Genomic DNA, 16,161 nt, shown 5'->3' with positions numbered 1-16,161 from the left:
TAATTTTTGTTAAGTCTGATAAAATTATTTATTAAGAATTATCCATTTGGTTGTTCCTGATCCCGAACTTTTTGGCCTTGCTTCAGTATCCCAATTACCTTCTCCAAAAACTTCATTTAGAACTCTTGGAGTTATAGTGTATGCTATTTTATAGAGCCTTTCATCCTTATCGATCACATCAGGTAATAATTCACTAATCCTTTTTTGAACTCCAAACCATGGCAATCCATTATTTTTGATTTTACCTATTGTTAATTCATCTGTTTTAAAAAGTTCAATTGTATCGATAATGTAAGTTTCCATATAATCGATTTCTACCTCTTCTTCTTCAGATTCAAAATCATCTAATGTTGATTTTTCGGATACTTTATCTATTGATGGGGGTTCCTGTACTGTCTTAGGTTTAATTGTTCTCCCAAAAGTATCCTTGAGTTCCTGAACAAATGTTTTTGCTTTTGGTAAATTGTATTCTTCATCTCTAACTTTATATATTTCTTCAAAGGACATGACTCTAAGAGGAATAGGATAACTTTTACCACCTGCACTGCTCCAAAAAACACCATTTCCTACGATTGGTTCATTCAGAAGCGTGCTTAGTATATCGTCACTAAAATGGGCATTAGCTTTTTTGAGAGCTTGGAGATCACCAGCTGAAAGTAGATGGAATGCAAACCAATTGTCACCCTGGCTCAATATTTCACTAGAGATACTTCCTGGTTGCTGAGTAATAAGCACAGCACCCAAATCATATTTCCTTCCTTCTTTTACCCATTCGACATAAGTTCGCAAACTACCTTTATTTCCTAATACAGATTGTGCTTCCTCTACTACCGCAATGGTAGGGATAGTTTCAGGATTTGAATTGGTGAACTGGGCTTGATTAAACTCAAATATTGTTTGGAGAATAATTCCTGAAAGAATTAATGCCGGTTCTCCTCTTAGTTGAGAAATATCTATAATGCAAAGTTTACCTTTTTTAAGACTATAAATAAGCATATCAAGCATCCAACTTCCTGGGTCATGCAACATTTTTACGATTGCTGTCATGTTGGCTCTAGCGGCAGCCATTTCTGCATTCTGATCATCTTTGAGATGGAGTAATTCTTTCACTTTTTCCTCATCTGCTAGATTACCTTGATCGTGTATTAAATCAACTAATTCCTTCCAGTTTTGATCACGAAGGCCTTTTAGCTTTCTAACATTTTGTTGCTCTTGCTTATCTGGACCCAATGCAATGGAAATTACATCGCTTGGTCTTAATCTACGAATATCAAGTTTAATGTCGGAAGCAACAAATGAGTTGTAGAAATCACTTGGCCCTTTCTTTTTAGTAAAAATTACTAATTTATCTTCCAATTCAGGAACATCACAAAGACCTGGTCTATGTCTGTCGTCTGGCCAATAATATTCACCATCAGGATCAAAAATTATAGTTCCAACTGGAACCTTTCTACCATTCCTTTTTTCGATTGTAGGAGTTACTTTGTATAAATTACTAAAAAGGAGTTTGTTGAGATTAGATTTACCAAAACCAGCTCTAGCAAAAATAAATGATCTCCTAGAAACTAGATTTTTGATTTGAAAACGTGGAATAACATCTGGTGATTTAATTCGAATCCATGGCTCTTGTTTGAGTCTATCATCAGTGCCTCCAAAGACAAACTCTCCAAGTGCAAAATATCCTAATTCCACACCGTCTAAATTGTGGCCTGCAACTTCTCTCATTATATTATCGGAAAGAAAAGCTACTTTGCTCCCTACATGAGGTAGTCTTCTATGAGATGGTGCGAAAACAATAGATCCATCTTCCAGCCTCAAGACGCCCAATACCCGAATATCAACACGATATTTCAGATACTGTTTACGCAAATCTTCTGGAATGACTCTATCATCATTGATAGCACGGATGCCATAATCTTCCCCGGAACTAGACGCTAATCGACCTTCAGATGAGAGAGATGTTATTCTTCCCAAAACAGCTTCATTTTCATTCTCCAATTGAACAAGTAAAAATTGTCCATGCATGGGAACACTTTGAAATTCATTTCTATAAGGGAGCATAATTTCTGCATGAAACTCCATACCACCTTGACTGAAACCCCTGAAAATACCAACTACTTTGTCTTTAGGAAATAATTTCATCCATATCGCCTCATTGAAAGATCTGAACGGAATCTCCAAGAATCCACAATACTTTTTTTATTGTCTGGAAGAAGATCTCTAACAGCTTCATAAATATGATCTTGAAATATTTCAAGATCAAAATCTACTACTTGTGCAAATTCATGTGCCTTTTGTAAACATCGAGGATAGAAAGGAACAGGAAACCCATTTATCGCATCATTAAGAAGATAACCAAATATTTCCGATGCATCCTCTTTTTGCTTGGAAAATATATCTACAGCCCATATAGGATCACCACTCATTGGCCCAAATCTAACAAGGAACATATCACCTGCCACAAACTTAGGAGCCTCGATACCTTCCCCCTCAACTTCTACGCCTCTAGCATATTCATTCCAAATGTATGCTTTAGCTTCTAAATCACGTGGTATTCGAACAAATCTGGCATCCCCTGATGGAAAGGTATCATCAATAGCCATTGCCAGTTGATATCGCACGATAACTTTACTGTGTTTAGCTAACCCAACAAGAAAAATTCTTCGATGGTCTTCTTTGTAAATCCTATCTATTGCTTCCTCTACTTTCTTTCTCCATCTTATGAACAATTCCCCAGAAAATATTTTACTTCTAAGTAACCCGTCTCTAACAATTAAAGTGTCTGTGGCAAAATTTGCGTGACATATTCTTTCATACAATACGGCCCACTCACATAGATCCCTATAAGTTAATACCCATCTTTGATTAACAGAATTTGGATTTTTGCGAATGTCAGATCCTTTAGGTATCATAGGACTTAATCTATTCAAAAATGGAGGATTATCTACTCCAAGATCTTTCATCATCTTTCCAAGAGCAGTTTTGGGAGTACCGTCAGAATTAAACTGCGCCTTGCCTAATTCATCTGTATCAGTTGAAGGAGACACAGCATCTACACATAATTCTTTTCCATAGGAATCGGTAACACGAACTAATTGAACATAAAAAGGATCAAAGGAAAGTTGATTATTTCCACCATCACTTGCAACTAACGAAACAGCTGTCGTAGTATAGGGCTTAATTGTGTGGACTTCTGAAGCAAAGGAACGAACTTCTCGTCTAAGTGAATCTAGTATTTTTTTATCTGACTGAGCTCTTTCATATATTGCTTTTTTCAGTTCGGGGAGAGAATGAACATCAAACGTCTTTCATCACCTCAGTATGGCATGCAAATCTATTTCTTCGATAGCTTTTCCCAAGTTCTTTACACATTGTTCAGATTGACGTCTACCATTTTCTGCTGTTCCTGCCGATTTTATATTATTTATTTCCCATCCACAGTTTGCTTCTTCGAGAGATTCTTCTAGCAGTTCTGAAGGATTACAAGGACTACTAGGAAGTGATCCAAAACGAATCATTAAATTAGCATTTGGATTACATATGTCAGCAACGCTTTTCCAAACCTTTGCTAATTCTGAGCTAAATTTCTTTTTTGATGAATGTGAAACTTGCTTAGAATATGAATATTCAACTTTATCATTCCCACCCAAAAACCAGTTCCTTATCCATTGATCAGGGATATATGTGTTCATATTGTAATAGGGTGGAGATGTAATTACCCAATCAAACTCTTCTAGTGGAAGTGAACTGTTTTTTATAGGGTTGCGACTGTCCTCTTTCAATATTCCGCCATCTACATATGGTGGTAATGAAGACAATGAGTATTTTGCCCTTCTTTTTACTACCTCCAGCAAATCAATATTTTTAGGTAAAAGACCACGTTCTTCCCAGTATTTCACTGAATAATTTGGTTTTGAAGCATATGTTCTTGGCATTTGGTTCGATAGATATGAATCAACTGTTTTTCCGAGTGGTCCATGCAGAATTCCCAAAGTTAATGCCCTTAAAGCAATAGATGTATCCGTATTACATTCTTCCGAAAAAGATTCTCTCAATTTGCATATCTGGTTTAGGGTAGAAGAATGATAACACAGAGTCCAAAAAGGACCTTCTGGAACATTTTCGGGTTTATCTGAATCTGTCAATATCTCCTGACATAAAGATATTATTTGTTCAGGTGTCGTATTCGTAAATTTTGAAATGGCAATTGCGGATGCTATAGGACTTGCATCAATTCCAACAGAAGACAGCCCTCTTAATCTTGCAGCAAAATTTGTTGTCCCTCTCCCACAAAAAGGATCTAAAACTTTATCATTTGATTTTGCGTATTTTAAAACTTCAAAAGGATAATCAAGCGGAAACATAGTAAAATACGGGCAAATGGTGTTGAGCCTCAGATAAGAATTACTTTTATTAGGAAGCTTATTAAGAGGAAAAGATAAGTCGTTTCCAGGAAAATTGTTTTGTGCCATTCATTTCTCTCTTTTAATACATTATATACTAAAATATGGTATAAATATATTTATACATTTGTTCAAATATTTTTTTTCAAAAAAAAACTAGACTTAAAATTTTTCCTTACCATTTTATCTCACTGTCTCTTAATTTTCTCTTTGTCCATTGTCTCCCAAATATAGAATGATGATACAAAGGAGACTAAGTGTCTCCATGATAATTAACCACAAGCATGCTATGTAGAAATCATCTATAATCGAACAAATTGCTAGAGCTACAATAAGTCAAAATATACTGTCGGTTATCGTTGATATTTGTCATTTGTGATCTGCAGTCGATGATCTCGATAGGTATTTTTTTCAGAGTCTCAATTTTTGACTTTACAATATGACTGATGATTTGACTTGTTTGCTCACCTTCGTAATACTTCTTTAAGACTTGAGTTGAAACAAAGTTTCAACGAAACTGAGTATAAACTACACAAAGGGTTTAGAAAATTGAATAGACTTTCAGTTTTCTTTCAGATAACACATTAACGCTATTGATTCAAGTGGATTTACAGGGTAGATATTGTAGTTGCTATTATTCAATGAGAAAAGGACAGAAAATGAGATAATATCTGAAAACACGTATAGCAATCGCTATTGAGTAATTTATTGTTACAGATTTTAAGATCTCAAGTAGGCATGTACACGATATTAAACATAAAAAGAATTTGTTGATGTAATATCACAGACTTTGTTATCCAGAGTAAAGGTATGATTCTGAATAGATTCATGTTCTTTATGCGGTAAAGTATGAAGTCAACTTCATTAGACCATAAGACGCAAACAAGGAAGTCAAAAAGTAAGATTATTAAGATATGATATTGCAAACTCTACCCATTTACAGTTATTATTCAGATAAGTTTTCTCTAGAGTCTATATAGCCATAATTCAAATAAATAGATAAATTTACAAATAGTCAATGAGTTTATTAAGTAAGTGGATAAAATATGGCACATAAGATTCAAAATAAGTTAAAACAATACCTTAAAGATACAGATGATCTTTATTACAAGCTTATTCTGTTAGTAGGGAAACAAGGCTCAGGTAAAACAGCTGTTATTAAAGATGTTGCAGATGAACTTAGTGTACCAGTCATTAACGTAAATGTAAGTATTTCGGAGCAATTAATAGAGTTAACATCAAAACAACGTTCTCTCCATATTTCTCAAATTTTAGAGGATATTATTGATAATAATTTTTCAATTAAATTTTTGGACAATGTTGAGATGCTTTTTGATAGAAAATTAAAGTTAGATCCTCTCAGAATCTTGCAAAAAAATCTCAAGAAATCACGCTGTCGTTGCATCTTGGAATGGTTATGTAGAGGATGGAAAGCTGATATATGCTGAACCCGGTCATCCAGAGTATAGAAGCTATGATATGGATGATGTGTTAATTGTGGAAATGGATAGCAAGAGCAATTGATTTAGCAAAAATGATTAAAGGTAGGTAAAATATGAAATATGAAGATCTTATCCAATTCGATCCTATTGAATCGGTGGTTCAGCTACGGGCTGCTGATAAATCCACTGCAGCTCATCATTTGGTAAATACATATGTAATTTCAGAAGAAATGGCAGAACGGCTTACTGATATTGTCATTCCTCAATTACAATTCGATCAGCCTATAGATAATAAAGGAATATTGGTTGTTGGTAATTATGGTACTGGTAAGTCTCACTTGATGTCAGTAATATCCAGCCTTGCAGAAGACGATTCTTTACTGGATTCACTTAAACATGATGGTGTTAAAGATTCTGCTAAGCAGATTGCTGGCAGATTCAAGGTTATCCGTACAGAGATTGGTTCAACAACGATGTCTTTGAGGGACATTCTGGTAGCCGAACTTGAGGAGAAACTTGACAAACTGCATGTTGATTATGTTTTCCCTGAAGCGAGTGAAGTAGTCAGTAATAAGAGGTCCTTTGAAGAAATGATGACTGTTTTCCATCAAGTGTATCCTGATCATGGGCTACTACTGGTAGTGGATGAACTTCTGGATTATTTACGTAGCCGTAAGGATCAAGAACTGATTCTTGATCTGAATTTCTTAAGGGAAGTGGGCGAGGTTTGCAAAGACCTGCGTTTCCGCTTTATTGCTGGGGTACAGGAAGCAATATTTGATAGCCCTCGTTTTGCATTCGTAGCTGATAGTATCCGCAGAGTAAAGGATCGTTTTGAACAGGTTGTTATTGCACGTAGTGATGTTAAATTCGTTGTGTCTGAACGTTTGCTTAAGAAAACAACAGAGCAGCAAGCACAAATACGTGAATATCTGACTCCTTTTGCTAAGTTCTATGGCGGGCTTAATGAAAGGATGGATGAATTTGTCCGGCTTTTCCCGGTACACCCAGATTATATTGATACATTCGAACGTGTCAAGATAATAGAGAAGCGTGAAGTGCTCAAAACGCTTTCTATCGAAATGAAATCCATTATGGATAGAGAGGTGCCTGAGGATTATCCTGGGCTTATATCTTTTGATAGTTATTGGGATACGTTGAAGCAGAATGCTTCTTTCCGTTCTATTCCTGAAATAAGAAAAGTGGTTGACTGCAGCCAAGTATTAGAGTCCCTTATACAACGGGCTTTTACTCGACCTCAATATAAGCCTATGGCTTTACGTCTCATACATGCTTTGTCTGTGCATCGCCTTACAACAGGTGATATCTATTCAAGTTTAGGTGCTACAGCTGAAGAGCTGCGTGACAGTTTGCTACTTTTTGAACCAATGATCGCTGAGATGGGTAGTGATGATCCAGATAAGGATCTTCAAACTCATGTGGAAACTGTACTTCGCGAGATACATAAGACCGTAAGCGGACAGTTCATTTCCTTCAACCAGGAAAACCGTCAGTTCTATCTGGATCTGAAAAAGACCGATGACTTCGATGCTTTAATAGAAAAGAGAACTGAAAGCCTTGAGGAGTCCCAACTTGATAGGTATTACTATGAGGCGCTTAAAAGGGTGATGGAATCTACGGATTCGACATATGTTACAGGTTATAAAATATGGCAGCATGAACTTGAATGGCGGGAGCACAGGGCAGCAAGGACAGGTTATCTATTCTTCGGTTCTCCTGATGAACGTTCTACTGCAGTGCCTCAGAGAGATTTTTATCTATATTTTATCCAGGTTTTTGATTACAGTAACAAATTATCGCGTTACATAAACGAAAAGAACTCCGATGAAGTATTCTTCCGACTAAAAGTAACAGATGAAGAGTTCCATTCTGTCTTAAAAAGCTATGCTGCAGCTTTAGACCTTGCTTCCACATCTTCGGGACACGCTAAAGCCACCTATGAATCAAAGGCAAATGAATTCCTGAAGAAACTGGTACAATGGCTGCAGAAACATATGACAGATACTTTTGAAATAACATATCAGGGACGAACGAAATTGATGACCGAGTGGGCAAAAGGAAAATCCATAAAAGGTCTGCCTGGTTTAACTTCACAGGAGACCGTTAACTTCCGCGATCTGGTCAATACTATTGCAGGTGTATGTCTGGAACCACACTTTGCAGATCAGGCTCCAGATTATCCAATATTCTCAGTAATGATCACTGGAAATAATAGACCGCAGGCTGCTCAGGATGCATTGAGGGCTATTGCCGGCCAGAGTCGTACAAAACAGGCTGTTGCTGTTCTGGATGCTCTGGAACTGTTGGACGGGGAGAAGATAGATCCACATAAATCAAGATATGCTGATTTAATCCTTGAAGAATTTAAGTCTAAAGGACATGGACAAGTGGTCAACCGTAGTGAGATCATCCTCGACGACCATGGACTTGAATATATGAATCCAGTTGGTGCAAGACTTGAACCTGAATGGGTTGTAGTTATTCTAGCTGCACTTGTGAATTCCGGTGATGTTGTGTTATCAATCCCTGGTAAAAAGTTCGATGCTACAGGCCTTCAACAATTAGCTGCTACTTCCATGGATGAACTGATCAGATTCAAGCACGTTGAACAACCTAAGGAATGGAATTTACCTGCTCTTAAGGCACTTTTCGAGCTTTTGAACATGTCGCCAGGAATGGCACAACTCCTGACCCAGGGAAAGGACGAGCCTGTACAGAACCTTCAGGATGCTGTGGGGAAGATCGTTAATAGGATGGTAATGGCACAACAGATTATGAGAGAAGGTATTTCATTCTGGGGACAGAACCTGCTGGTTGGTACTGAACTTGCCAATCAGACAAGCGGGATAGAGGATGCAAAAAACTTTTTTGAATCGTTACAGGTTTACTCTACACCAGGAAAGCTTAAGAATTTCCGTTACAGTGCTCAAGAAGTATCTTCTCATGAAAAGGCCGTTCAGGCACTGGATGAACTCGAATCATTGCGTGAGTTCGTAATGAATCAGAGTAGTATTGTATCATGGCTGACCACTGCAGAAACGGTACTGCCTACTGATCATGAGTGGACAGATCGCCTGAGAGCCACACGTAATGATGTCCTGATGGATCTGCAACAGGCAAAGCTATCAGAGCTATCCAATAAATCTCAGGAAATAAACACAAAGCTGCAGCAGCTTAAGCAGGAATATATCAATATTTACAGTACATTACACTCAAGGTCACGCCTGGGTGTCAATGATGACAAACAGAAGTCAGCATTAATAAATGACGCCCTTTTACAGAATTTAGATAAACTGGCAGGTATAGACCTGATGCCAAAACAACAACTTACTGATTTCCGTAATCGTTTGGCTGGATTGAAGAGTTGTTTTAACCTTATGGAGCAAGAACTTATCTCAAATCCGGTATGTCCACACTGCCAATTCAAACCATCTATGGAAGGTGAAGTACAGGCGTCAACTCTTCTTAATCAAATGGAATTACAACTTGACCAGATAACTGATCAGTGGACCACAATTCTTCTGAACAACCTGGAAGATCCTGTGACACAGGAAAATGTAAATCAACTTCTTCAGGATGATGAAAGAAAGATGGTTCAGGATTTCATAATTAAAGGAGAGCTACCTCAGCCTTTGAATAATGAGTTTATACAGATAGTCAGAACTGTTCTAGCTGGTCTGCAAAAGGTTCCGGTGAAAAAATCTGAACTGATCGAAAAAATGGTGGAGATAGGACCTGTAAGCCCGGCTGAGTTCAAGAGTATGTTCAATGACTATGTGGACAGTCTCACAAGAGGCAAGGATCCGAACAAAGTACGTATTGTGCTAGAATGAGGATTAAAAATGACTGATACCACCTTATTTGACAATTTCTCCGAAGGCAGCAACAACTCTCCAAAGCAGGTCACCTGTCTCGGCATGACCTTTAAAAACGAAGAGGAACGCCGCAACTACTTCACCGAAAAGCTGCGTGAAAAACTGCAGGACCCGGAGTTCCGCAAGATAGAAGGTTTCCCCATAGGTTCGGACGAAGACATCCTTCACCTGAGTGACCCACCATACTACACTGCTTGCCCAAATCCCTGGATCACGGATTTCATTAACGAGTGGGAAGCAGAAAAACCAGAAAAATCTGCAGATTACAAGTACCACAGGGAACCCTTTGCAGCCGACGTGAGCGAAGGCAAGAACGATCCCATCTACAATGCTCACTCATACCACACCAAAGTACCTCACAAAGCCATCATGCGGTATATTCTCCACTATACAGAACCCGGAGACATAGTTTTTGACGGTTTCTGTGGCACAGGTATGACCGGTGTGGCTGCACAGATGTGTGGTGACCGCAAGACTGTGGAATCCCTTGGCTACCAAGTCAAACCTGACGGAACCATTTTGCAGCAGAAGACTGGCGATGATGGAAAGACTCGATGGGTGCCTTTTTCGCAGCTTGGTGTGCGAAGGGCGGTCCTTAATGATCTTTCTCCGGCAGCTACTTTCATCGCCTACAACTACAACACTCCTATGGATGTGAAGGCATTTGAAAAAGAAGCAACACGCATCCTCAAAGAAGTTGAAGAAGAATGTGGCTGGATGTATGAGACTAAGCACACTGATGGAAAGATGGGAAGAATAAATTATACCGTTTGGTCGGATGTTTATGTTTGTCCTGAGTGTGCTAATGAGGTTATATTCTGGGAAGCAGCATTAGATCGGGAAGGAGGAAAAGTAAATGATGTTTTTCCCTGTCCTTACTGCTCAGCCAACCTTACCAAGCGTAATATGGAAAGGGCTTGGGTAACAAAGTACGATTCCGCGATTAAGGAAAATGTAAAACAGGCAAAACAGGTGCCAGTTCTAATTAATTATTCTGTTGATAAAAAGCGTTTTGAAAAGATTCCTGATCAATTTGATTTAAAGCTGATTGAAAATATAGTAAATGCTGAAATTCCTTACCATTTTCCCTCAACTAAATTGCCAAATGGTTATAATACTCGACAGCCAAAGACTTCTCATGGTATCACTCATGTACATCAGTTTTACACTAAACGAAATTTATGGGTGTTGTCTTCTGTTCTTAAGAAATTAAGAGATAAAAATCCAAGATATACTGCATGGTATACATCTACGATGAGTTGGGTTGGAAGAGAATTGAGACTTCATTTGGGTAATTATTTTGGTGGTGGTGGTGGTGTTATCACGAGTCTTCGTGGAACACTCTATGTAGCATCACTTTCAGTTGAAACAAATGTACTTGAACGTCTTGCTTTACGTGTTCGATGGCAAGCATTTAGAAGTAATTTGAAAGAAGGTGAATGTATTTCTGAAACGTGTAGTGCAGCTGCTGCTTCTGTAAGTAAAGAATGTTATGATTATATTTTTCTTGATCCTCCATTTGGTTCTAATTTAAATTATTCTGAGTTAAATAGCCTCCTTGAGTCTTGGTTAGGAATCTTAACGGATAATACTCCAGAAGCGATTCAAAATAATGTGCAAAATAAAGGATTGAATGAGTATAGATTATTGATGACAAACTGCTTTAAAACTGCCTACAATTTGTTAAAACCTGGACGCTGGATGACAGTTGAATTCTCTAATACAAAGGCTTCTGTCTGGAACAGTATCCAAACAGCTTTAACAGATGCAGGTTTCATTGTTGCAAATATATCAGCGTTGGATAAGAAAAAAGGGAGCTTTAAAGCGTGTACTACACCAACAGCCGTCAAACAGGATCTTGTCATCTCCGCCTACAAACCTAACGGTGGCTTTGAAGAGCGCTTTAAGAATGAAGCAGCAACTGAAGAAGGTGTTTGGGACTTCGTACGAACCCATTTAGAATACCTTGCTGTAACTAAATATCAGGGCGCTTTGCTACAACTGATACCAGAACGTGACCCGCGTATTCTTTTTGACCAGATGGTAGCCTACTATGTTCGTAAAGGCTATCCTGTGCCAATCTCAAGCCAGGAGTTCCAGATAGGACTTGGACAGCGATTCATTGAACGCGACGGCATGTATTTCCTGCCAGAGCAGGCTGCAGAGTACGATCGGAAGAAACTGACATCAGGACAGCTTGTACAAACAAAGCTTTTTGTTTCAGATGAAGCTTCTGCAATTCAGTGGTTACGCCAGCTTCTGAAGGTAAAACCGCAGACATTCCAGGATATTAATCCGCAGTTCATGCAGGAGCTTGGTGGCTGGAGTAAGAATGAACAGGAACTGGACCTGAGGGAATTGCTAAACCAGAATTTCCTCAGCTACAATGGTATTGGTGACGTGCCAAGCCAGATCCATAGTTATCTTTCTACCAACTGGCCAGAGATGCGTAATCGCCAGAAGAATGATTCGGGATTGATGACTAAGGCTAAGGATAGGTGGTATGTGCCAGATCCCAACAAGGCAGGGGACCTGGAGAAACTGCGTGAGAAGTCGCTGTTGAAAGAGTTCGAGGAGTACAGGCAGTCTACCAAGAAGCTCAAAGTGTTCAGGATGGAGGCTGTACGGGCTGGTTTTAAGAAGGCATGGCAGGAGAGGGATTATTCTACGATAATTAAGGTGGCTGATCTGATACCGAACAAGGTTCTGGAAGAGGATCCGAAATTGTTGATGTGGTATGATCAGGCTGTGACTAGGGTTGGAGGTATTTAAATGAGTAAGCATCTTTCAGTTCGTTTGGTTTGGCATGACCGAGGGTGGGATGGTCATATTTGTGACCATCCAGACCAGAATGCATATTGTGTTGTCCAGAAACATATAAGGGAAAATTTGGCTGATCCTGCGAAACTTGAAAGAGAAGTGGAATGTGCTGGTAAGCCGCTGGCAGAATTGGAGGGGTGGCAGCCTCCCTGTTCAAGGGATCCTATTGCTTTTTCATCCATTGGTTTTGAGATTACTCATAATGATCCTCTTGATTTCAGAAAACTCCCATCCAAAAAGGAAATGATTCCTCCATACTCAGTTTGCCCATCACCATATCGCTGGATGCGTGAGGAAAATTTCAGGCAGATCTGTGAAGATGAGCATCTTAGTGTTCGAGGTCCAGATGATCCCAACAAAGAATTTGGTTGGATCTTTGAACCAGATAGACAACTGGAGATGTTGAATAATTTTTGGAAACAATTGGAAAAGGACAGTTCGCTTGTCTTCTTCTATTGTAACCAAGGAAATCCACTCGACGAAACTCTGAATCGAATTTTGGTTGGTGTTGGTCGGATCTCCAACATAGGGCCACAGCAATTCTTTGACAAGAAACCTCCTAAGTACGATGATGATTACCCAATATGGTCTCGATGTATTACTCATGACTTTGAGAACCAAGGCTTTTTACTCCCTTATCATGAATATCTGCGCGAGGGCTATGATACATCCAATATCATTTGTCGTATTCCAGATGGAACAATGCTGGATTTCTCTTATGTGGGAGAACATGTCAGCGATGATACATCAATAGGTGCACTCGAACGTTTGATACAATCCCTTCAAGCTGTTATAGCTGAAAATAAAGTAGCTGGAGAATGGAACCGACATCTTGCATGGTTGAATGATGTGCTGTCTGAGGTTTGGCACAATCGTGGACCTTTCCCTGGTGCAGGAAGTGTACTTCAGTTCCTTGGTGTGGATGTAGGCACCGCATTTCATAAGCAGGTATTGATGCCTCGCATAAAGAAAGGGGAAAATGCCTGGGAATACCTATTGTCAATACTTGAAGGTCGACAGGAATGCGAAGAAAAAAAATATGCTAAACCAATGAAAGAGGCAGTCAAAAGGTGGTCTGCTTATCCTTCATCACGTCGCAAGTTGCTTGCATTACTCGTACGATTTGAACTCACTCCTATCCAAGTGAGAAGAATTGTTGACCCAAATGAAAGGAATAATTCAGGAATTGATGCAACAGATGACGAACTTGTTGAGAATCCATATCTGATTTCAGAGATGGATCAGGGTGGACCTGATAGAGATATAATCTCATTGGAAGTTATTGATAGAGGAATGAGACCTGAAGGAGATGCAGCCAGGTTCCTTCCGGCAGATGATATTATTCCACAGGATGATACACGTCGTGTAAGAGGATGTGCAGTTTCTATACTAAAGGAGGCAGCTGCTAATGGGGATACTCTGTTACCTTTTAGTGAAGTTATTGAGAGAATCAGAAAGCTTTTCCCGGAAAGAAGGGCATGTCTACCAGATTCGGAACTGGTGCTTGGACAACAGAGTTTTTATCAGGAAGTTATTGATTTCCACACAGATTCAAATCCTCCAACCATGGCACTTAAGATTTTATCCGAATTGGAACAGGAAGTCAGTAGAAAGCTTTTAAGAAGAGTCAAAAAGAAAAACGATGCACATGATTCGGATTTGTCTTGGGAAACTCTTCTAAAAGAAGAGTTTGGAGAAGGTAAGGGTTCAAAGCTTCCACCTGAAGTAGAAGAACGTGCCCGAATCGAAAAAGCCAAAGCATTAAGCAAAATATACGAATCGCGCTTTAGCGTGCTTACAGGTAGAGCAGGCACTGGAAAGACAAGCGTCCTTAAAGTATTCCTCAAAGGTCTGGAAGAGCTTGAAGGAAAACGTCCTATATTGCTCTTGGCACCCACTGGAAAAGCTCGCGTGCGATTAATGGAACGTACCAAAAGAGATGATAAAACCTTAAGAGACACGTATACGATTCATCAGTTTCTTATGCGAAATAAGTGGATAAATCCAAGTAACTTTTCTCTTAGATATGATGGTGGAGAAGAAAAAGGAGCACCTACAGTCATTATTGATGAAGCTTCAATGATTCCAATGGACCTATTGGGTGTTTTATTCCGTGCACTGGATTTAAACAAAGTTTCCCGTTTGGTTTTGGTAGGTGACCCAAATCAACTTCCTCCAATAGGTCCAGGTCGTCCATTCGTTGATATTGTCAGCTGGTTGAAGGCCGATGCTGATACCATCAAGAAATTATATCCTGAAAAGTTCCAACTCTCAGTAGAAACAAGGGATGCTTGTCTCGCACATTTGACTGAGCGTGCCAGACATGAAGACCATAATAGCCTGGCACTACAACTTGCAGATGGTTACCTGAGTGAAGATCCAATACCAGGTGATGATGCTTTACTTTCTCGTGTAGCTAGAAAGGAAGTAGATGGAGATTTAGAAGTTCATTACTGGCGAGATCATCTGCAGCTTGATGAATTATTGTCTTCCAGAATGGAGCACCTACTTGGTATAAAGGAAGGTAGTGCCGATTACCTGCAATTCAATAAAAGTATAGGAATTGGAAATAACAAGAAGAATGAAGATCATGATCCACGTAATGCTGAGCACTGGCAAATTCTTAGTCCGGTGAGGAATCATGAATTTGGTACTACAGAAGTAAACCGTAAGATTCAGGCCCGTTATAGAGGTGGAATGATTAATTTTTCTCGAGGAAAAGGTACTCGTCCTTTTGGAGAACAAGAAATAGTCTGGACTGATAAAGTAATTCAGTTGTACAACTGTTCCCGAAAAGCATGGCCTCAGGGAATAGGAATTAACTATGTTGCCAATGGCGAGATTGGTCTGGTCACTTCAACTAACAAAAACTACAATAGTCTTGATGTAATGTATTCGACCCAGCCAGAAGTATCTTATCGTTATTATCGAAACGAAGTTGATGGAAGTCTTGAGCTTGCATACGCGTTAACAGTTCACAAAGCTCAAGGAAGCGACTTTGATTATGTATTCTTAATTCTTCCCAAGAATGCTTCTACCTTATCTAAAGAACTACTCTACACTGGTCTAACCCGTTTCCGCCAAAAAATGGTACTTCTTATCGAAAAGGATACAGATGTTCTTGAAAGGCTTCGCAGTCCACGGGAATCAGCAGCATTGCTGCGAAACACGAACATGTTTGTAATGGCAGTAAGGCCCGAAGCAGATGAAAGATATTATGCAAACCATCTGATACATCGCACAGCCAAAAATGTACTTGTCAGATCAAAATCTGAGGTTATTGTTGCTGATACACTGACAAGATTAGGAATTAGCTATGAGTACGAAAAAAAATTGGTGAATAAAGACAGTAATCCAAATGATTACAGACTCCCAGATTTCACTGTCAGTTTCGAAGGAGATACCTTCTATTGGGAACACTTGGGTATGCTCAGTGTACCAAGCTATAGACAGAGCTGGGAAAGAAAACAAAAGTGGTACATCGACAATGGTTATGAAGACCAGCTAGTTACTTCTGAGGATGGTCCGGATGGCAGCATCAATGCAGCAGATATTGAAAAGATTGCAAGGGAAAAGATCTTGTTAGAATGACCTGGGGAT

General features: G+C 39.1%; 8 protein-coding genes. 5 read left to right on the top strand and 3 right to left on the bottom strand.

Features of this window, described 5'->3' with window-relative positions; translation table 11 throughout:
* Positions 1-24 precede the first annotated feature (24 nt).
* From MZHIL_RS06615 to MZHIL_RS06605, 3 genes are all read right to left on the bottom strand, one after another.
* Positions 25-2,142 carry an ATP-binding protein gene (locus tag MZHIL_RS06615; RefSeq protein WP_013898597.1) on the bottom strand — a complete coding sequence of 706 codons (2,118 nt, stop codon included), beginning with the start codon at positions 2,140-2,142 and terminating at the stop codon, positions 25-27.
* Positions 2,139-3,047 carry a hypothetical protein gene (locus tag MZHIL_RS06610; protein WP_216579995.1) on the bottom strand — a complete coding sequence of 303 codons (909 nt, stop codon included), beginning with the start codon at positions 3,045-3,047 and terminating at the stop codon, positions 2,139-2,141. The genes MZHIL_RS06615 and MZHIL_RS06610 overlap by 4 nt, the downstream gene beginning before the upstream one ends.
* A 264-nt stretch (positions 3,048-3,311) precedes the next feature.
* Positions 3,312-4,472, bottom strand: a complete 1,161-nt coding sequence (locus MZHIL_RS06605) for a DNA methyltransferase (RefSeq protein WP_013898596.1) — start codon at positions 4,470-4,472, stop codon at positions 3,312-3,314.
* Positions 4,473-5,449: 977 nt separating this feature from the next.
* On the opposite strand from MZHIL_RS06605, the gene brxF (MZHIL_RS06600) reads away from it, so the two are divergent.
* From brxF (MZHIL_RS06600) to MZHIL_RS06585, 5 genes are read left to right on the top strand one after another with little or no spacing between them, the layout of a single operon-like run.
* Entirely contained in the window at positions 5,450-5,851 is a 402-nt protein-coding gene (gene brxF / locus MZHIL_RS06600) for a BREX-3 system P-loop-containing protein BrxF (RefSeq protein ID WP_013898595.1), read from the top strand.
* Positions 5,781-5,927 carry a BREX-3 system P-loop-containing protein BrxF gene (brxF, locus tag MZHIL_RS10895; RefSeq protein WP_394295828.1) on the top strand — a complete coding sequence of 49 codons (147 nt, stop codon included), beginning with the start codon at positions 5,781-5,783 and terminating at the stop codon, positions 5,925-5,927. The genes brxF (MZHIL_RS06600) and brxF (MZHIL_RS10895) overlap by 71 nt, the downstream gene beginning before the upstream one ends.
* A 31-nt stretch (positions 5,928-5,958) precedes the next feature.
* Entirely contained in the window at positions 5,959-9,699 is a 3,741-nt protein-coding gene (locus MZHIL_RS06595) for a DUF6079 family protein (protein WP_013898594.1), read from the top strand.
* A 9-nt stretch (positions 9,700-9,708) separates the two neighbouring features.
* Positions 9,709-12,513, top strand: coding sequence for a DNA methyltransferase (locus MZHIL_RS06590; RefSeq protein WP_013898593.1), 2,805 nt, complete (start codon positions 9,709-9,711; stop codon positions 12,511-12,513).
* Positions 12,514-16,152, top strand: coding sequence for an AAA family ATPase (locus MZHIL_RS06585; RefSeq protein WP_013898592.1), 3,639 nt, complete (start codon positions 12,514-12,516; stop codon positions 16,150-16,152).
* The last annotated feature ends 9 nt before the right edge of the window (positions 16,153-16,161 follow it).

This window comes from Methanosalsum zhilinae DSM 4017 (assembly GCF_000217995.1).
Taxonomy (GTDB): Archaea; Halobacteriota; Methanosarcinia; order Methanosarcinales; family Methanosarcinaceae; genus Methanosalsum; species Methanosalsum zhilinae.
This window is presented reverse-complemented; position numbering and strand designations above follow the sequence as displayed.